This is a genomic window from Roseibium sp. MMSF_3412 (assembly GCF_030733265.1).
Classification (GTDB): Bacteria; Pseudomonadota; Alphaproteobacteria; order Rhizobiales; family Stappiaceae; genus Roseibium.
On sequence record NZ_JASHJI010000003.1, the window covers coordinates 366,819 to 384,869 of the forward strand.

General features: G+C 60.6%; 19 protein-coding genes. 12 read left to right on the plus strand and 7 right to left on the minus strand.

Annotated features, from left to right (window positions below):
- Positions 1-14 precede the first annotated feature (14 nt).
- The 3 genes from RBB49_RS07945 to RBB49_RS07955 form a co-directional block, all read right to left on the minus strand.
- Positions 15-638 carry a hypothetical protein gene (locus RBB49_RS07945; protein WP_306142182.1) on the minus strand — a complete coding sequence of 208 codons (624 nt, stop codon included), beginning with the start codon at positions 636-638 and terminating at the stop codon, positions 15-17.
- Between the two features lie 17 nt (positions 639-655).
- Positions 656-1,162, minus strand: coding sequence for a tetratricopeptide repeat protein (locus tag RBB49_RS07950; RefSeq protein WP_306142183.1), 507 nt, complete (start codon positions 1,160-1,162; stop codon positions 656-658).
- Between the two features lie 267 nt (positions 1,163-1,429).
- Entirely contained in the window at positions 1,430-2,161 is a 732-nt protein-coding gene (locus RBB49_RS07955) for a FadR/GntR family transcriptional regulator (RefSeq protein WP_306142184.1), read from the minus strand.
- 154 nt (positions 2,162-2,315) lie between these two features.
- On the opposite strand from RBB49_RS07955, the gene RBB49_RS07960 reads away from it, so the two are divergent.
- The 5 genes from RBB49_RS07960 to acuI are packed head-to-tail and all read left to right on the plus strand — an operon-like array spanning position 2,316 to position 7,524.
- Positions 2,316-3,119, plus strand: a complete 804-nt coding sequence (locus tag RBB49_RS07960; protein ID WP_306142185.1) for a DUF2182 domain-containing protein — start codon at positions 2,316-2,318, stop codon at positions 3,117-3,119.
- Positions 3,119-3,745 (plus strand): DUF1326 domain-containing protein, encoded by a 627-nt coding sequence (locus RBB49_RS07965; RefSeq protein ID WP_306142186.1) that lies wholly within the window; start codon positions 3,119-3,121, stop codon positions 3,743-3,745. Before RBB49_RS07960 ends, RBB49_RS07965 begins: the two co-directional genes overlap by 1 nt.
- Positions 3,746-3,757: 12 nt before the next feature.
- Positions 3,758-4,879 carry a dimethylsulfoniopropionate demethylase gene (locus tag RBB49_RS07970; RefSeq protein ID WP_306142187.1) on the plus strand — a complete coding sequence of 374 codons (1,122 nt, stop codon included), beginning with the start codon at positions 3,758-3,760 and terminating at the stop codon, positions 4,877-4,879.
- Positions 4,880-4,881: 2 nt separating this feature from the next.
- Positions 4,882-6,516, plus strand: a complete 1,635-nt coding sequence (locus tag RBB49_RS07975) for an AMP-binding protein (protein ID WP_306142188.1) — start codon at positions 4,882-4,884, stop codon at positions 6,514-6,516.
- Between the two features lie 15 nt (positions 6,517-6,531).
- Positions 6,532-7,524, plus strand: coding sequence for an acryloyl-CoA reductase (gene acuI / locus RBB49_RS07980; RefSeq protein WP_306142189.1), 993 nt, complete (start codon positions 6,532-6,534; stop codon positions 7,522-7,524).
- Between the two features lie 880 nt (positions 7,525-8,404).
- Here the strand turns inward: acuI and RBB49_RS07985 are convergent.
- Positions 8,405-8,707, minus strand: a complete 303-nt coding sequence (locus RBB49_RS07985) for a LysR substrate-binding domain-containing protein (protein WP_306142190.1) — start codon at positions 8,705-8,707, stop codon at positions 8,405-8,407.
- Between RBB49_RS07985 and RBB49_RS07990 the strand changes: the two genes are divergently transcribed.
- Positions 8,699-9,352, plus strand: coding sequence for an SMI1/KNR4 family protein (locus RBB49_RS07990; protein WP_306142191.1), 654 nt, complete (start codon positions 8,699-8,701; stop codon positions 9,350-9,352). The genes RBB49_RS07985 and RBB49_RS07990 overlap by 9 nt on opposite strands.
- 37 nt (positions 9,353-9,389) lie before the next feature.
- Here the strand turns inward: RBB49_RS07990 and RBB49_RS07995 are convergent, their stop codons facing one another.
- Positions 9,390-10,277, minus strand: coding sequence for a LysR family transcriptional regulator (locus RBB49_RS07995; RefSeq protein WP_306142192.1), 888 nt, complete (start codon positions 10,275-10,277; stop codon positions 9,390-9,392).
- Positions 10,278-10,377: 100 nt separating this feature from the next.
- Here RBB49_RS07995 and RBB49_RS08000 point away from each other — a divergent pair, with 100 nt between their 5' ends.
- The 6 genes from RBB49_RS08000 to RBB49_RS08025 all read left to right on the plus strand — a co-directional run bounded on the left by RBB49_RS08000 (position 10,378) and on the right by RBB49_RS08025 (position 14,721).
- Entirely contained in the window at positions 10,378-10,992 is a 615-nt protein-coding gene (locus RBB49_RS08000) for an FMN-dependent NADH-azoreductase (RefSeq protein ID WP_306142193.1), read from the plus strand.
- A 270-nt stretch (positions 10,993-11,262) separates the two neighbouring features.
- Complete coding sequence (gene rpmI / locus RBB49_RS08005) at positions 11,263-11,460, plus strand: 50S ribosomal protein L35 (RefSeq protein ID WP_306142194.1); 198 nt, start codon at positions 11,263-11,265, stop codon at positions 11,458-11,460.
- A 26-nt stretch (positions 11,461-11,486) separates the two neighbouring features.
- On the plus strand, positions 11,487-11,846 hold the full coding sequence (rplT, locus tag RBB49_RS08010; protein ID WP_306142195.1) for a 50S ribosomal protein L20: 360 nt from the start codon (positions 11,487-11,489) through the stop codon (positions 11,844-11,846).
- A 247-nt stretch (positions 11,847-12,093) separates the two neighbouring features.
- Positions 12,094-13,530 carry a sodium:alanine symporter family protein gene (locus tag RBB49_RS08015; RefSeq protein WP_306142196.1) on the plus strand — a complete coding sequence of 479 codons (1,437 nt, stop codon included), beginning with the start codon at positions 12,094-12,096 and terminating at the stop codon, positions 13,528-13,530.
- Between the two features lie 358 nt (positions 13,531-13,888).
- A complete protein-coding gene (locus tag RBB49_RS08020; protein WP_306142197.1) occupies positions 13,889-14,182 on the plus strand; it encodes a hypothetical protein in 294 nt (97 codons plus the stop codon).
- 218 nt (positions 14,183-14,400) lie between these two features.
- Positions 14,401-14,721, plus strand: coding sequence for a hypothetical protein (locus RBB49_RS08025; RefSeq protein ID WP_306142199.1), 321 nt, complete (start codon positions 14,401-14,403; stop codon positions 14,719-14,721).
- A gap of 9 nt (positions 14,722-14,730) precedes the next feature.
- Here RBB49_RS08025 and RBB49_RS08030 read toward each other — a convergent pair whose 3' ends face one another.
- Together RBB49_RS08030 and ggt are read right to left on the minus strand one after the other, a co-directional pair.
- Positions 14,731-16,116: a multicopper oxidase family protein gene (locus tag RBB49_RS08030; RefSeq protein ID WP_306142200.1), complete on the minus strand. Its 1,386-nt coding sequence runs from the start codon at positions 16,114-16,116 to the stop codon at positions 14,731-14,733.
- A gap of 127 nt (positions 16,117-16,243) precedes the next feature.
- On the minus strand, positions 16,244-17,839 hold the full coding sequence (gene ggt, locus RBB49_RS08035; protein WP_306142201.1) for a gamma-glutamyltransferase: 1,596 nt from the start codon (positions 17,837-17,839) through the stop codon (positions 16,244-16,246).
- Positions 17,840-18,051 lie beyond the last annotated feature (212 nt).

Genomic DNA, 18,051 nt, shown 5'->3' on the forward strand with positions numbered 1-18,051 from the left:
ACAGCCGGACGGCCTTACCGCTTTTCGTATCGGACCTTGCCATCGGCGGTGACAACCCGCCGGAACAATGCCGAGCCCTGGGCCGGTCCCTGGGTTGGAGCCGGCGGGCGCGCGAACGTGACACGCGGTGTTCCGCGCGCAGTTTCGAAACGGTTGACGCTTTGTGCCGAAAGAGCCGGTGAAAACATGGCGGTTGCCGTCGACGAGTGAAAGAAGTCGATATCCTCGTCGACCTTTGTTTTCAGATTGTCGACGGGAATATCGGAATCGCCGCGCTCGATCCGCATCAGCCTGACACCTGACTGGATCTGGCTGAGCCGCTGATCCATCTTCGACAAGCGGTTTTGAACGCCCGAATTCATCAGCGCGACATTTCCGGATATGCGCTTTTCGAACTCCTGAAGTCCGTCAAGCTGGCGGCGGATCTGATTGAGTTCCGCGGTTGCGGACCAGGAAAAGAACAGGCCGACGAACAACAGGATCGTCACGGCGACGGAAACGGCATTCAGGGCAACCAGGATCCGGATGTTTCGTTGCAGGAAGGCAGCCACGGGCGACGGGTCCCTGCCGGGGGCGACTGCCTTGCCCGTCTCAAGGGAGTTTTTTCCGGGTTCGCCTGTGATCTTCGGGCCGTTCACGTCACTGGTGTCCCTGCCTAGCCGCGATTGGCGAAAGAGGTGCTGTTGCGCAGCAATTCAAGATTGTTTGCGGTTGTCTGGTTGTTCGGGTCGATATCGTAGGCCTTCAGAAAATACCGCCGTGCCGACACCAGATTGCCGCGCAGCATGTAGGAATAACCGACATTGTTCAGGTATTCGGGCCGGTTCGGTATCATGCGCGCAAGGCGTTTGTAGCCGATATCGGCATTGTCGAACCGTCCGATCATGTCGGCGGAGGCGGAATAACCGATCCATGCAACGGGATCTTTCGGATAGACCTCGACTGCCCGCTTGTAGATGGCATAGGCCTGACCGTAGTTCCTCTCCTTGAACTGCACCTTGGCAAGCTGCAGGAGTTCGTCATCCGGATAATAGGCAACCTTCGAGAGATCGTCATTCGACACGGCGCTGTCGCCGAATGTCGACAGGTTCGCCAGATCCCCGGACTGGCAGCCAGCCAGCAAAAACACCGATACCGCAAAAGCAGAAGACTGTTTACGCAACCACATTGTCTCTTACCACGCCGCTTATACTCTGGCGGGATCAATTCACTGCAGCAGTGTTACTACGCAGTATTCACAATATCCCCCGCCGCAACTCTGTCGGTCTGCATTGAAACTAGGGGAATTGTGAAAATTATTGGTTAAGAGCATCGAATTACATTTCGTAAAAAATCGCTCTTTACCGATAAGCTTCCGGTAAGCAACTCTTGCGCGCAAAATTCCGGCAACAGACCAGGTCGTTGCGCGCGCGGCATTCGCCGGAAAAGGTCAGCCTGCCTTGGGCTTGCGGCGTTGCGCGGCAAGCTCTTTGGTGTAGGCGCACAGCTGTTCAAGGCTGTTCGCGGCCGCACCGCTGTCCCGCGCCTTCAGGGCATTCAGAAGCGCATCGTGATAGTCGGCGATCCGCTCACGGTCGCGCAGACGATAGACAAGCATGTTCATCAGCGGCTGCATCGCCTCGAAAGCCGCCGACAACTGGAAGGCCAGCAACGGATTGCCGGTCGATTGAGCGATCGTGGAATGAAACGTGACATCCGACGCGCAGAATTCCTCGTCGCTCGTCAATGGATCCCGCTGCCGGTCAGTCTCCACGCGCATCGCCGCCAGATCAGCGTCCTCGCATTTGTCCGCGGCAAGCGGCAGGGCCGCTGCTTCCAGCGAAAACCTGGCCTCGATCGCATCCTCAAGCGGAATATCGTTCATGCCGATCAGAAGACGTGTCGTCGTGACGAGATTGTCCTGTGCTTCGGACCAGGTCATGCGATTGACAAACGCGCCGCCGGACGAACCGCGCTCGCTCCGGATCAGGTTCTGAGCTGCAAGGCGCTTAAGTGCTTCGCGGACAGTCGAGCGGGACACGCCGAACCTGTCAGCCAGGTCGGCCTCGCTCGGCAAGCGCTCTTCGCCTGCAAGCCGCCCCTCCAGAATGGCGTCACGAATGGCATTGGCGATCTGGACCGAAAGTCCCTCTTTCTGAATTGTATCGAATTCAATCGCCAAAACGCCCTCGCATGCCCTCGGTTTGATCGCAGACAACCTAAATGGCTGTCTCTGGCCGGTCAATTGCAAAAAAACAAATGTCAGACAATTAAATGTTTGACTTTTAAATGCCGGAAGCGCAGCGTACCGCAACCAAAAAAAATGGGAGGAGCGGGTGAAGGCACTGACACGTCTTCTGCCCGGCCACGGAACACTGTGGCTGATGTTTTTCGGCAGCGTGCTTGCGGCATGGGCTTTGCTGCTGGCCACGCACATGCCTGTTGCCGCGCCTCACCCGGCTGGCGATTTCGGGCTCGCATACCTGATTTCGCTCTGCACCCAGAGCGTTGCGGATGCCGGGTTTGGGTCCGCGGTGGCCATGTGGTCCCTCATGTCCCTTGCCATGATGGCGCCAACGGCGTTTCCCGCATTCAAGACCTATTCCGACATGACCTGCACGGAGGCCGCCAGCGGCACCTCGCTTGCGGTTCTGGTTGCTGGCTACCTGCTGGTCTGGATCGGATTTGCCGTTCCGGCGGCCTTTGTGCAGGTCCAGCTCGCGGAGCTTCATCTTCTGGACGCGGTTGGCCGCTCGACATCCGGCACCTTCAGTGCGTTGCTGCTGCTTCTTGCAGGCGCCTACCAGTTCAGCCGCCTTAAAAATGCCTGCCTGTCGGCCTGCCAGAACCCGATGACTTTCTTTTTCAGTCATTGGCAACCCGGCAATCTTGGCGCATTGCGGCTCGGGCTGCGGCTCGGCGCCGTCTGCCTTGGCTGCTGCTGGGCGCTCATGCTGCTCGCCTTTGTCGCCGGGACCATGAACCTGGCATTCATGGCACTCGCCATGCTGCTGATGACACTGGAAAAGCTGCCGCAGATCGGCGACCGCATCAGTGCGCCGCTCGGTGTCTTTCTGATCATTTCCGGGACGGTGGTCGGCGTCCTGTCACTCATAGAACTATCGAACGGAGGAATCTGATGTCCGGATGGGCCATACGCGGCGAACTGATTTTGAACTGCAATTGCACGGTCTTTTGCCCATGTGTCGTTTCGCTCGGGAAACACGCGCCGACGGAAGGCTACTGCCAGGCCTGGGCGGGCGTGCGCATCGACGAGGGTCATTATGAGGGGGAAGACCTGTCGGGACTGAATGTCGGTCTCGTCCTGGAGATCCCGGGCCTCATGGCACGTGGCAACTGGAAGGCGGCCGCCTATATCGACGAGCGCGCCAGCGAAGCGGCGTATGACGGTCTCCTGAAGATCTTTTCCGGGCAGGCGAAAGGCACGACCGGACTGTTCCGGGTTCTGGTCAGTGAGTTCCTCGGCGCGGAACGTGCGCCGGTGTCCTACACCAATGAAGGCAAGAAGCGCCGTCTGATTGTCGGCAAGGCGATCAAGGGCGAGATCGAACCGGTCCCGGGCGGCAATCCGGACGAGGACATCGTCGTAACGAACACCGAGTACTGGATGGGCCCCGACATCACCGTCGCAACGGCCACCCAGGGCCGCGTTCGTGCCTATGGCCGGGTCTGGGATTTCGACGGCCGCAGTGCCGAGATCTGTCAGATCGACTGGTCGGGTCCTGCCGCCGAGCAGGCTGCATAGGGAGGTTCCGGCATGCAGGTCCCGGCTCTTTCAATTTCCCGCCGCACGCGCAACACGCCGTTTTCGCGCCGGGTTCAGGCAGCAGGCGTGAAGGCCTATACGGTCTACAATCACATGCTGCTTCCGACGGTCTTCAATTCCGTCGAAGAGGATTACCATCACCTGAAATCCAAGGTTCAGGTCTGGGACGTATCATGCGAACGGCAGGTCGAACTCTGGGGACCGGATGCCGCCCGGCTGGCACAGATGCTGACCCCGCGCGACCTGTCCAACATGGTCGAAGGACAGTGCTACTACACACCCATGGTCGACGAGACCGGCGGCATGCTCAACGATCCGGTTACAACGAAACTTGCGGAAGACAAGTTCTGGGTCTCGGTTGCCGACAGCGACCTGCTTTTCTGGATCAAGGGTCTGGCGCACGCGCTGAGGCTGGAAGTCGATGTCGACGAGCCGGATGTCTCGCCGCTGGCGATCCAGGGCCCCAAGGCGGAAGAATTGGTCGCCAGGGTCTTCGGCGAAAAGATCCGCTCGATCCGCTTTTTCCGCTACGACTATGTCGAATTTCAGGGGCACAAGCTGGTGCTCGCCCGGTCCGGCTATTCGAAACAGGATGGATTTGAACTCTATGTCGACGGATCGCATCTTGGCGAACCCATCTGGGACACCCTGATGACGGCGGGAGAGGACCTTGATGTCCGTGCCGGCTGCCCCAACCTGATCGAACGCATCGAAGGCCAGCTGTTGTCCTATGGCAATGACATGACCCGCAACAACACGCCGCATGAGTGCGGGCTCGGCAGGTTCTGCCAGACACAGCAGGCCATCGGCTGCATCGGCCGCGATGCCTTGCTGCGCGTTGCCGTGGAAGGTCCGGTCCGGCAGATCCGCAGTATTGCCATCGACGGCGACCCGGTCCCGTCCTGCGACGACCTCTGGCCGGTCATTGCCGGCGGCAAACAGGTCGGCACTGTCAGCTCCGCCGCCTATTCCCCCGACTATCGCACCAATGTCGCCATCGGCATGGTTCGAATGACCCACTGGGACGACGGAACCAAGGTCCAGGTGGACACGCCCCACGGCATGCGCACGGCAACGGTCTGGGAAACGGCGTTCACCAATCAGGGAGGCTAGCGATGAAAGAGCATTACGAGGCGCTCCCGAAACAGACGGCCAACCACGTGCCCTTGTCGCCGCTGTCGTTCCTGGAACGCACCGCGGCCATTTTCCCGGACCGGACGGCGCTTGTTTACAACGATCTGCGCTTCACCTGGAGCGACGTTCATGAGCGGGTAAGGCGCCTGGCCGCGAGCCTGAAAGACATGGGCATCGGCGAGGGCGACACGGTGTCGGTTCTGGCCGCCAACACGCCGGAACTCTTCGAACTTCACTACGCCGTGCCGCTGACGGGCGCCGTGCTCAATACGATCAATATCCGCCTGGAACCCGAAACTGTCGCCTACATCTTCGATCACAGCGACGCCCGGCTGGTGATCGCCGACACGGCCTTTTCCGGCGTCGTCAAGGCGGCTTTCGGGCTGAACGGCAAGAGCCTGCCCGTCGTGGATATCGTCGACCCGGACGGTCCGGGCGGCGACAGGCTTGGGACATCGACCTATGCCGACCTGATCGAAAGGGGCGATCCCGCTTTCGCATGGACCGGACCGGAAGACGAATGGCAGGCACTGGCGCTCAACTACACCTCCGGCACTTCCGGCCGGCCCAAGGGCGTCGTCTATCACCATCGCGGCGCTTATCTCATGGCGATGGGAACGCCGATCGCCTGGGAGCTGCCGCGGCACCCGGTCTATCTCTATACCGTGCCGATGTTTCACTGCAATGGCTGGTGCCACGCCTGGGCCATGACACTGATGGCCGGCACCATCGTCTGCATCCGCCAGGTCAGCGGCAAGGCGGTATTCGACCTGATTGACCGCCACAGGATCACGCATCTCGGCGGCGCGCCGATCGTTCTCTCGATGCTGGTGAACACGCCTGAGGAAGACAGGCGGCCCCTCGCGGGCCCCGTCAAAATCATGACGGCGGGGGCACCACCTCCCGCAGCCGTCCTGGCAGCGACCAAGGCGCTCGGTTTCGAAGTCATGCAGGTCTACGGACTGACGGAAACCTATGGCCATGTCGTCCAGTGCCTGTGGCGCGAGGAATGGGAAGACCTGTCCGCCGAGGAACAGGCGGAGCTGCAATCCTGGCAGGGGGTCGGCTTCCCGATGACGGAAACGGTGGATGTCATCGACAGGGACACCGGCGAGCCCGTCCCGATGGACGGCGAGACACAGGGTGAGATCGTCATTCGCGGCAACACCGTCATGAAGGGATACTACAAGAACGGTGCGGCGACCGGGGACGCCTTTTCCGGCGGACGGTTCAAGTCGGGCGATGCGGCCGTGCGTCATCCGAACGGCTATGTTCAGATCCGCGACCGGCTGAAGGATGTGATCATCTCCGGCGGCGAAAACATTTCCTCTGTGGAGGTCGAAGGCGTGCTCCACCGGCATCCCGATGTGGTGCTGGCGGCTGTTGTCGCCCTGCCGGACGAAAAATGGGGCGAAGTGCCGTGCGCCTTTGTCGAACTGAAGGAGGGCAGCATCCTCACGGAAGACGCGCTGATCGACTTCTGCCGGGAGCACATGGCCGGATTCAAAAGACCGAAAAAGATCGTCTTCACCGAGCTGCCGAAAACGGCGACCGGAAAGATACAGAAATTTGTTCTGCGCGAGGACGCCAGGACGATGACGGAAAACACCAGCTAACAGGGCAGTTTGACCATGACTTTCAAAGCACTCCTCGTTGAAAAGAACGACGAAGGCAAAACCTCCGCATCGGTTCAGGAGCTCGACGACAGCCGCTTGCCGGAAGGCGATGTCACCGTCGCCGTCGAATACTCAACGCTGAACTACAAGGACGGCCTGTGCGTCGGTCCCGGCGGCGGTCTCGTGCGCAATTACCCGCACGTGCCCGGCATCGACTTTGCCGGTACCGTCCTTGAGTCCGCCGACGACTGGTACAAGCCCGGCGACAAGGTGGTCCTGACCGGCTGGCGCGTCGGAGAGGTCTGGTGGGGCGGCTATGCCCAGAAAGCCTGCGTGAAGGGCGAATGGCTGGTACCGCTGCCCGAAGGCATCTCCACCCGCAATGCCATGGCCGTCGGCACCGCCGGTTTCACGGCCATGCTCGCCGTAATGGCGCTGGAAGATCACGGCCTGAAGCCGGGAGACGGCCCCGTTCTGGTCACGGGCGCAGCCGGCGGCGTCGGTTCGGTCGCCACGGCCATTCTCGCCAATCTCGGTTATGAAGTCGCCGCCGTGACAGGCCGCGAAAGCACCTGGGACTATCTGAAGTCCCTGGGCGCTAGCACCATCGTTCCCCGCGACGATGTCAATGAAACCGTCAAACGGCCGCTGGAAGCCGAAACTTGGGCCGGGTGTGTTGACGCGGTTGGCGGTGCCATGCTGGCCCGCGTTCTCGGCCAGATGAAATACGGCGCGTCTGTTGCAGCTGTCGGCCTGGCGGGTGGTGCAGCGCTTCCGGCAACCGTCATCCCGTTCCTTCTTCGCGGCGTCAATCTGCTCGGTATCGACAGCGTCATGAAGCCTTACGATGCGCGCCTCAAGGCCTGGGAACGTCTGGCAAAGGACCTGCCGATGGACAAGCTCGAAGCAATGATCCAGCCGGCCACACTTGGGGATCTGCCCCAGCTCGGCGCGGACATCCTGAAAGGCCAGGTCAAGGGCCGCGTCGTCGTCGACGTCAACGCCTGAGGCTGAACCGGGGGGCTTCCGGTTGTCACCTTTGCCTTGGGAAAAGCCGGAAGGCCCGTCATTGCGGACAAGTGCAGCGTCCGCTGCGCGCCTGGCCGCAATGACAAAGCGAGAGACGGAGCAAAACCCTTCCATCGTCTCCCCGGGCGAACAACGTGAGACCCGGGGGCGGGGAGCCCCGGCGCACCGGAAGGGACATCACTCAAACCGCCAGGTCATTGCCTCCCCGATCCCGGCGCGCGCGACGCTTGTCCGGGATGACGACGACTGCGGGCGCCTTCGTGTGGCCTGTCCTTCGAGACAGCACTGACGCGCTTCCTCAGGACGAGGAAGAGACAGGGACACACGTCTTTCCGGACAAGTGCAGCATCCGCTGCACGCTGATCCGGAATCCAGACATAATGCCCGCTGGAAGCGCGGCCGCACTCACTAAAGAATCGATCCGGGTTCGCTCCGCTCACGCCGATATCTGGTTTCCGGATCGGCGTTCGGCTTTGCCGCACTTGGCCGGAATGACGAAGGTGAGGCGGAGCAAAAAAACCCTTCCATCGTCACCCCGGGCGAACAGCGTGAGACCCGGGGCCGGGGAGCCCCGACGTACCGGACGGAACACAATTCAAACCGCCAGGTCATTGCCTCCCCGATCCCGGCGCACGCGATGCTTGTACGGGATGACGATGACTGCAGGCGCCTTCGTGTGGTCTGTCGACGGACCTTCAGGTCCTCCACAGGACACACCAAAGACAGGTCTGTGCGTCACCAGGTCCACCAGCCTCATCCAAAGGAAGCGCAGCGCGTTGTCTCGAAGGATTGGCCTCGGGCGGCTTGTCGAAGCAACCATTCGCGTTAGCTCCCTGCCCCGGAATGCGGCAACTGAACGTTACCGCAGTTCCGCTTTCAGGAAATCGACCATAACGCGGACCTTTCGGGGCAGGAACGCCTTGCTCGGGTAGAGGATCCAGGCGGCCGTGTCGAAATCGGTTGCCGCACAATCGTAGCCGGGAAAGAGATCCACAAGCCGCCCGTCCTTCAAGTCGCCCCGGATCAGCCAGTTGGCCAGGAGTGCGACACCCATGCCGAGGCGCGTGGCATCGCGCAGGGAGAGATCGCTCACGATCACCGTCTTGCCCGCAACATCGACCTCGCAGATTCTCGCTGCGCGCGGCATAACAGTTTGTTTCACAACAAGCTTCTTGAGAAGCCGCTGACACCGGCTATTGTATGGTTTCGGCTGCAACTTTCGCTGGAAAATCTTGGCATGGACACCGATAACCGCGTCCTCAATCCAAATCCTCACGGATCGATCGGGACACAAGAGATCGAGCAATTTGAGGCACGCCTCCCGCATCGGCTTCCGCAAGACTATCGGGACTACCTTCTTCAGAACAATGGCGGGGACTTTGAGAAACGATGCTTTGTCTCGAAGAACAACGCGGAGATAACCCACTCCGTTTCCCAATTGTTTTCACTCTTTCGCGGGCCGGAAAACGCCAGACTTGAAACGCATTGGAGCCTGTCCGAATACTACGATCTCCAGGAACTCAGTCATCTGACGAAAGAGTATTTGGTGTTTGGAGTGACCGGAACAGGCGATCTCTTTCTTTTAGGACTGGGAAGGGGCGACGTTCTGATTTATCTCCATGATCACGTCGAGCACACACCCATTGAAGGTCCCGGCGGAGCAATCATTCCTTTGGCATGTTCATTTTCCGAGTTTGTTTCAAACATGGTTTCGGAGGAAGTTTTCTTGCAACGCGCTGATGAAATTGAGCCGGGCTTTACAGCAAGGCTCAAGCGACTGAAGAAAGAAAGTGGAATGTGGGACTAGACTGCGCGGGAACACATGCCGAAGGCGCGAGTTGAGCTCACCGCATTTCCGCTTTCAGGAAATCGACCATGACCCGGACCTTTCGAGGCAGGAACGCCTTGCTCGGGTAGAGGATCCAGGCGGCCGTGTCGAAATCGGTTGCCGCACAATCATGCTCGGGAAACAGATCCACAAGCCGCCCGTCCTTCAAGTCGCCCCGGATGAGCCAGTTGGCCAGGAGTGCGACACCCATGCCGAGACGCGCGGCCTCGCGCAGGGAGAGAGCGCTCGCGATCACCGTCTTGCCCGCAACATCGACCTCGAAGGGTGTGCCGTCCCCACTCCGGAACTTCCAGCTGTTCCGGAATCCCGGCAGAGCAAAGCACAGGCAGTTGTGCTTTGTGAGGTCTTGCGGTGAATGCACCGGTCCATGGCGTTCCAGGTAAGACGGCGACGCCACCACGCGATAGCGCGACGAGAACAGCCGGGTGGAAATCAGGTCTCCCTTCGGAGCTGCTGCCAGCCGGACCGCCAGATCAAGCCCGTCCGCGAGCAGATCCATGTTGTAGTCGGACGGGTACAGCTCCACCGACAGGTCCGGATAACGCTCCTGGAACAGCGGCAGCACCGGCATGATGCCCTCCTGCGCAAAGGCGACGGATGCCGTCATCTTCAATGTGCCTTTTGGCAATGCGCCCTGCGACGCCGCTTCTTCCGCCGCCGTTTCCAGTTCTTCCAGCAGCGGCGCGATCCTCTGAAGGTAGCGCCCGCCTTCTTCCGTCAGCGCCAGTTTCCGTGTGCTGCGCTGGAAGATCCGGACGCCGAGTTCCTTTTCCGCATTGGCAACGATCCGCGACACGCTGGAGGCATCGACATCCAGGGCGCGGGCCGCCCCGGCAATGCTGCCGATATCGCGCACAAGGAGCAGTGTCTTGAGAGATTGCATGTCCATTCGTGCATTTTACGCACGATTCTGCTGCATGGCATCGTGTTTTTCTTACACCAGCGCAGAAATAGCTTTGGGCCTCCCACAAAGGAGATCCCCAATGACACTGCTCTTGCGCATCAATTCCAGTTCCCGCCAGACCGGCTCGCACTCCACCGCCGTGGCCGATCACTTTGAAACCTGTTTCCGGGAAAAGCATCCCGGGTGCCGGGTCATTTCGCGGCAGGTGGCCGATGGCTCGATCCCGATCATCAGCCAGAAGACGATCGAAGGTTTTTATACGCCAGCGGAAAGCATGACGGACGACCTGAAGGCCGCGACCGAACTGTCCGACACGCTGATCAATGAGCTGCAGGAAGCCGATACGCTTCTGATCACCGCTCCTATCTACAATTTCAGTGTTCCGGCCGCTCTCAAGGCCTGGATCGACCAGATCGTCCGGATGGGCCACACATTTTCCTATCAGGACGGGGCCTTTGCCGGTCTCGCCAGAACCCGCCGCGCCGTGGTCATCTGCGCTTATGGCGCGGAAGGCTATCTCGAAGGCCAGCCTTTCTCTGCCGCCAATTTTGTCGAACCCTACCTGCGTTTCCTTCTTTCCTTTCTTGGAATCCGGGATATCCGCTTTATCTCGGTCCAGGGAACCACCGGGGACGCGGAGACCGTCACGGCACGTCTCGATGCAGCCAGGGATGAGTGCAGAATTGCGGCATGACTTTGCCGTGACGTGCGAGGTTTCAACGAATCTGTCGCCGGGCGGGAAATCCGCCCGGCGACTTTCGGCGCGTTCCACCCCGAATCCGGTTGCAATCCGCCGAAACCTCCCATATAAGCGCCCGGTCCAGAGTCGTCCGGCTCGTCGTGGACTGGATTTCTGCATGCAAATGCAGGTCCTCCCGGCAGAAAAGGGCATGCCGTGTCGGCTCTGAATGCTCCAACAAAAAAGCACCCGCTTCACGCGGATGCGCCAAGGAAAGGATGCAAAATGCCCAAGCTGAAGACGAAATCCGGCGCCAAGAAGCGCTTCAAGGTGACCGCGACCGGCAAGGTGAAATCCGCGCAGGCCGGCAAGCGCCACGGCATGATCAAGCGCACGAACAAGTTCATCCGCAACGCACGTGGAACGACCACGCTCAGCGATCAGGATGCACGCATCGTGAAGCAGTTCCTGCCCTACGCTTAAAGCCAGCCCCCAAGGAGATCATCTAAATGTCACGCGTCAAAAGGGGCGTTACCGCCCACGCTCGCCACAAGAAAGTTCTGAAGGCCGCCAAGGGTTACTATGGCCGCCGCAAGAGCACCATCCGCGTTGCCAAGCAGGCCGTCGAGAAGGCCGGACAATACGCCTACCGCGACCGCAAGGCCAAGAAGCGCACGTTCCGTTCGCTCTGGATCCAGCGCATCAACGCGGCAACCCGCCAGCACGGCATGACCTATGGCCGCTTCATTGACGGTCTGAACAAGGCCGGCGTCGAAGTCGACCGCAAGGTTCTGTCCGATCTCGCCATCAACCAGCCCGACGCGTTCAAGGTGCTGGTCGACAAGGCGCAGGGCGCTCTGACCGCTTAAGGCATCAGACCAGAGAATTCTTGAAAAGCGCGGCTTCATCGGCCGCGCTTTTTTGTTGCGTTCCGGCAGAATTGGTCCAGCGGGCGGTCGGGAAATACGCGCCTCGAACCCTGTCAAGAACACTCATAAGCTGCATTTTTGAAAACATTTCCCTTTTTTATTGCAAAAAGCTTCCCGACGCGCCTACGCTGATAGATCCGGCAAGCGGGCACTCGCCGGGGATACATAGCAATGGGGAGCGGGTTCAATGCAGTTGTTTGAAGCGTTTTTCGGCCTGATCGGCGACCTGACCTGGGGATGGGCGCTCATACCCTTCCTCATTATCATCGGGGTTTTCTTCACCACAGTGACCGGATTTGTTCAGATCCGGTTCTTCAAACGCATGTTCCGCGTGCTTTCCTCAAAGAACCAGACCGGTGACCCCAACGCCATTTCCGCGCGCGAAGCCCTGCTGCTGTCGGTGGGCGGACGCGTCGGCGGAGGCAACATCGCGGGCGTCGCCGTTGCCATAACCCTGGGCGGCCCCGGCGCGGTTTTCTGGATGTGGGCGGTTGCCCTTGTCGGCATGGCCACCAGCCTGATCGAGTGTTCGCTGGCACAGCTCTACAAGCGTTCTGAGGGAGACGGAACCTATCGCGGCGGACCGGCCCGCTCGATCATTCACGGTCTCGGCGAAGACTATCGCTGGCTCGCCGTTCTCTATGCGGTCTGCCTGATTGCATCCTTTGCATTCGGCTTCAACGCGTTTCAGGGAAACACCGTCGCAGGCGCTGCGGAGGAAAGCCTCGGCATCGGCCGCATCTGGACCGGGCTCGGCCTGACCGTCATCACGGGCCTGATCGTGTTCGGCGGCATTCACCGGATTGCGAAAGTCGCCGACGTCGTCGTACCGATCATGGCGGTCGGCTACATTGCCATGGCGCTGCTCGTCATCGTCCTCAACGTCACCGAAATTCCCGCCGCGCTCTACATGATCGTCGCCAACGCATTCGGCTGGGAAGAAGCCGTCGGCGGCGGCATGGGCGCCGCGCTTGCGCAAGGCCTGCGCCGGGGTCTGTTCTCCAACGAAGCGGGCCTCGGATCGGCTCCCAACGTTGCGGCAACGGCAGACGTCCGCCACCCGATCAGCCAGGGGATCACCCAGTCGTTTTCGGTGTTCATCGACACGATCATCATCTGCACCTGCACCGCGCTCATCATTCTGCTCGGCGATGTCTACGTGCCCGGCGACGAGGCGGTCGACGGTATCGTGCTGACGCAGCAGTCCCTGGCCTCGCATCTCGGCGGCTGGACAAGCTACTTCCTGACGTTGGCCATCCTGCTGTTCGCCTTCAGCTCGATCATCTACAACTACTATCTCGGCGAGAACGCGCTCACCTCCATGACCGGCAACACGGCCGCCATCCAGGTTCTGCGGGTTCTGGTCATGGGGGTCGTCTTCCTGGGCGCAACGGCACCCGGCGCGACAGCGGTCTTTTTCTTCTCCGATCCGCTGATGGGCGTATTGGCCGTGGTCAACCTGCTGGCACTGATGATGCTGTTCCCGACGGCCAAGCGGATCCTTGATGACTTCAAGGAGCAGGTCAACGCAGGCGTCGACCGGCCGGTTCTCAATCCGGACAAGTTCGCCGACCTGGATATCGACCGGACCGCCTGGACAGGCAAGGATCCGGACGCCGCCTGACCGTCGGCCGGATCATCTGAACGGCAACCGGCGGCTTTCGGGTCGCCGGCTACGGCTGTTCTCGCTGAACTCAATAAATCGGTTGAAGGGTCGGCTGCGCCTCAAAACACACGGCCACCCACGTTGAACCGTGTCGCGACACGCTGCAACGATCACGCGACCTGTCTCCCAACGCACCAATCCGTTAACTTTTGTGACCTCGTTTTGGCCGGATTCCGCGGGCAAAAGGTTAACGGCTTCCTATATTGGCATGAGGATTGCGACGTTTCAGCCAGGAGGGCACCGAACGTGCCATTTTGAAACAACGAGGCGTTTTTTAGTGCGAGTGAACCCGGTAAGTGCAACAGGCCGTTCCATAGTGAGGCGCCAGCGTCCCTCTTCGGGAGAGTCGCAGTCCGGGTCTCAGGCCGACTTTGCCGGCCACTTGCCGCCGCCGCCGGAGCCGGAACACCGCAGCGAGCCGGAGACCTTCTTCCGGGATTATCACCCCAATTCCGTCTTCCTTGCCCATCTGCTCGCGTCAGGTGAGATCGAGCTTCAGGAGCGCCCGCGCCAAAGAACGGTTCCCGAGCTTTGCTCCGACGCCTACCGCACCACGGCCGCTTTACCCAGACAGCGCGCCGCCGGACACCTGATCAGGACCGACCGCTGACGCAATTCCGATTTCCAGAAGTACCACTGGAGTTCCTGGCCCGGAGCATTTTGCTCCGGGTCTTTTTTTCACATGGCGCGCACAACTGCGTCATCTCGGCACATATGTGATATCCGGCACAGTTGCCGACCGGCTCCATACCTATGTTAAGATCAGATCCGGACAAACCGGACCTCCGACACGATGGCCACGGACTGGCCCACCACGGAGTTTGGATTATGATTGTCACACCAGTACCCGCCGTTGACGCGATGCGCTCCCGGCAAAAGTCGCTTGAAACGCCGGCAGGACAGATGGAAGAAGTTCAGGCGGCCTCACGCCGGTTTTCCGACCTGCCGATGGTTCCGGTCCATGTCGCCTCCGCCGCGCTGCGCAGCAGCTATCATGGCGCGGATGCCGAATATGCCACGCAGTTGCTGGCAGGGAGCGGCACACACCATGAAACCCTGCTTGAACGCCAGGACCATGTCCGGCAATATGCCGCCGTGTCCGCCTACGAAGACGACGAGCGCAGCCACACCGTCTCGCTTTCCACTTAAGGTCCCGCGTCAGCCCTCGATCCGCAGGAAACCGGCAAGACCGGTTTTCTGGTGTTCGATCACGTGGCAGTGGAACGCCCAGTCCCCCGGATTGTCGGCGACAAGCGCCACGTCCATCGTCTCCTGCGATTGCAGCAGCGCCGTATCGGTCACGAGCGGCGCCAGTTTGCGTTTGTTTGAACGCAGCAGCTGAAACGAAACGCCGTGGAGATGTATCGGGTGATCGTTGGGGGTCTCGTTGCGCAGTCTCAGCACATAGGTCTTTCCGAGCCTCAAGGTCGCCAGCGGCTCGAGCGGACCCGGCACGTCGCCTTGCCAGGCCTTGCGGTTGATCGACCAGAACGTGTAGCCAAGCGTCCCGCAAATGCTGGCCTGCGGCGCATCGCCCTCCGGCGACCAGCCGAAGACGAATTCCATTACTTCCGCGTTGTTGAGATCAGGCACAGGAACCGGATTGGCGCGCAGCGGCTGTAGTTCGCGCAAGTCCCGATTGACGCTGCCGCCAATCGGCCGGAAATACGCGATCACCTTCTCGTCGAACTTGCGCTTGAGGACGAGGCGAACGGCGTCTTCCTCGTTGTCCGGAACCCTGAGCGCGACGTCAGCTCTTTGACCGGGGGAGAGCTCGATATCGCGCGCCGGCAAGGGAACCGGGAGGGGATTGGAATCGACGGCAATCACCATCGCGTCAGCGCCTTCAATCTCGTATCTGCCGACCCGCGTGACATCGGTTACGGCGAGGCGTAGCCGCACAAGGCTCCCCGCCTGAAGATCGAAATCCGGTGCAACCTTCCAGTTGACCGTCGATACGGTGCCCAGCGTTCCGCCGCGTGCCGCGCTGCGGGCCTTGAAGAGGGAGATGAACTGGCCGTCGCCCCCGAGCCTGAAATCGCGGATATTGAGCGGCAGATCGCTGTCAAACCCAGGGTCGTCCGACTCCTCGACAATCAGCACGCCTGTCAGACCGCGCGCCATCTGCTCCAGCGTGTTGCAATGCGGATGATACCAGAAGGTTCCCGCATCCGGCGGTGTGAATTCGTAACGGAACCGCTCGCCCGCCTCGATCGGATACTGGGTGAGATAGGGAACGCCATCCATGCCGTTGGGAATGCGCAGGCCGTGCCAGTGAACGACGGACGCCTCATCAAGTTTGTTCGCGACGTCTATCGCAACCGCCTCGCCCTGTTTGAACCGCAACACCGGAGGAGGTCCGTCCGCTGCGAAGCTCATCATGCCCCTTGTGACGGTGTCCGGGAGAATGCTGTGGTCGAGAGGCGACAGGGTCAGGGAATGTGCGCTAGCAAGAGCCCTGTCGGCGGTGAACCCTCCGGCAGAGGCAGCCAGCACCGTCGCCGAGCTGCCGAGCAGCAGCTCGCGTCTGGTGATATGAGACATGAAAACCTCACGATGATCGGGCGCGTCCGGCTGCAGTAAACACCTGGCGTGGCCAGGTGACAACGCGCCTGTTGACGCAGCCCTCACCAGTCTTGCGGTTCACCTACGATCGAAGGGCGTTTTCGCGTCAGTAACCTGCGGCGTGACCATCCTTGCGCGGATCGGACCCGGCAGTCAGGAGATGACGTGCCTTGTCGATCATGATCGCCTGGCTGCCACCGATGGGCCCCGCTGCCGGTGCGACGGCGTGGCCACGTGCTTTCAGGCCGTCGATGGTTGAGGGCGGGATCAGCCTTTCTGCCTGGAGTTCGTGGCTGTCCAGGTCGAAGAACATGCGCGGAAAGTCGATCGCGGCCTGCACATCCATGCCGTAGTCGATGATGTTGGTCAGAAGATGCGCGTGACCGCAGGCCTGGTATTGTCCGCCCATCACGCCGAAAGAAAGGAAGGGCGCGCCGTCCTTGAGCACCATGGCAGGAATGATCGTGTGCAACGGCCGCTTGCCGCCATCGATCGAATTGGCGTGGCCCGGCGCAGCCTTGAACGACCTGCCGCGGCTGTGCAGCAGCACACCGCTCGCCGGGGCGACGATCCCCGAGCCGAAATCGCTGAACAGGGAATTGATGAAGGAAACCGAAAGTCCGTCCTTGTCGACAACGCTCAGATAGACCGTGTCGGTCTGCGGCGAAAGCGATGCTTCGGGAAGCGTGGAAACCCGCGAATCGGGCGAAACCAGGCTCGCAAGCTGGTCGATATAGTCCGACCCGATCAGCCGTGTGTGGCACACATCCATGTAGTTGGGATCAGTGACGAACTTGTCCCGGACGGCATAGGCAATGCGCGAGGCTTCCATCTCCAGATGAAACCGTTCCGGCCCCATCGGATCCAGATTTTCCAGATCGAACTTTTCAAGAATGCCGAGGATCACCAGCGCAATGACGCCCTGTCCGTTCGGTGGAAGTTCGGCGACGGAGAAACCCTTGTAGTCGCGCATCACCGGGGCAACGGCGGTTGTGTGACACGCCGCAAGATCGTCCTCGGTCATCAGCCCGCCCTTGGCCTGGATCGCAGACACGATGTCCCGGGCAATGTCGCCGCTGTAGAACGCGTCCGCCCCGCCTTCCGCGATCTGTTCCAGCGTATCGGCAAGATGCGGATATTTCAAAATTGTCCCGGTTTGGGGCGCGGCACCGTTGATCAGGTAGCGTGCCGCCGAGATTTCGTCACCCGCAAGCTTTGAGACATTCTGCGCCCAGTCGTGCGCAACTCTCGGCGCAACGGGGAAGCCCTCGCGGGCGTATTCAATGGCCCGCTTGAACAGCTCCTTGAAGGAGAGCGTGCCATGTGCCGACAACAACGTCTCCCAGGCCCTGACCGCCCCGGGCACCGTGACGGCATGGGCGGACGTGTCTGTTATCTCGTCGACACCCAGCTCCGCGAGCCGCTCGGGCGAGGCGGCCTTGGGCGCTGCTCCCGAACCATTGAAACCGGTCAGGCGGCCATCGGGTTCGGTAACGATCGCAAAACAGTCGCCGCCGATACCGGTCATGTGCGTTTCAACGACACATTGCACCGCGACGCCGGCGATTGCCGCATCGACGGCATTGCCGCCGTTTTGAAGAACTTCCAGAACGGCACTTGTCGCCAGCGGGTGGGAGGTTGCAGCCGCCGCGTTGCGCGCAAAGACCGGCGAGCGGCCCGGGGCCTGAAAATCACGCTTCACTGAATTCCTCCAACCCGAATTTCAAATCATTTGTTCCGTTTCGCCGCAGAAGTTTCTCGGCGAAGCCACCTATTCGCCTGCGCCGTGGTCTGCTAGCAAGCCCTGATTGAGGGCAGCACCTTAAGGAGTGACTGGCAAATGCGCAAACACACAAGTTCGCCGCACACAGCCGTCTTCGGCATATGCCGCAAATAGAGCTTCTTGAGAGGTGT

Excerpts from the sequence above, each read along its gene's own strand:
- RBB49_RS07965 (WP_306142186.1), top strand. The coding sequence starts at position 3,119 with ATGTCCGGATGGGCCATACGCGGCGAACTGATTTTGAACTGCAATTGC.
- RBB49_RS07970 (WP_306142187.1), top strand. The coding sequence starts at position 3,758 with ATGCAGGTCCCGGCTCTTTCAATTTCCCGCCGCACGCGCAACACGCCG.
- RBB49_RS07975 (WP_306142188.1), top strand. The coding sequence starts at position 4,882 with ATGAAAGAGCATTACGAGGCGCTCCCGAAACAGACGGCCAACCACGTG.
- acuI (WP_306142189.1), top strand. The coding sequence starts at position 6,532 with ATGACTTTCAAAGCACTCCTCGTTGAAAAGAACGACGAAGGCAAAACC.
- RBB49_RS07995 (WP_306142192.1), bottom strand. The coding sequence starts at position 10,277 with ATGCAATCTCTCAAGACACTGCTCCTTGTGCGCGATATCGGCAGCATT.
- RBB49_RS08000 (WP_306142193.1), top strand. The coding sequence starts at position 10,378 with ATGACACTGCTCTTGCGCATCAATTCCAGTTCCCGCCAGACCGGCTCG.
- rpmI (WP_306142194.1), top strand. The coding sequence starts at position 11,263 with ATGCCCAAGCTGAAGACGAAATCCGGCGCCAAGAAGCGCTTCAAGGTG.
- rplT (WP_306142195.1), top strand. The coding sequence starts at position 11,487 with ATGTCACGCGTCAAAAGGGGCGTTACCGCCCACGCTCGCCACAAGAAA.
- RBB49_RS08015 (WP_306142196.1), top strand. The coding sequence starts at position 12,094 with ATGCAGTTGTTTGAAGCGTTTTTCGGCCTGATCGGCGACCTGACCTGG.
- RBB49_RS08025 (WP_306142199.1), top strand. The coding sequence starts at position 14,401 with ATGATTGTCACACCAGTACCCGCCGTTGACGCGATGCGCTCCCGGCAA.
- RBB49_RS08030 (WP_306142200.1), bottom strand. The coding sequence starts at position 16,116 with ATGTCTCATATCACCAGACGCGAGCTGCTGCTCGGCAGCTCGGCGACG.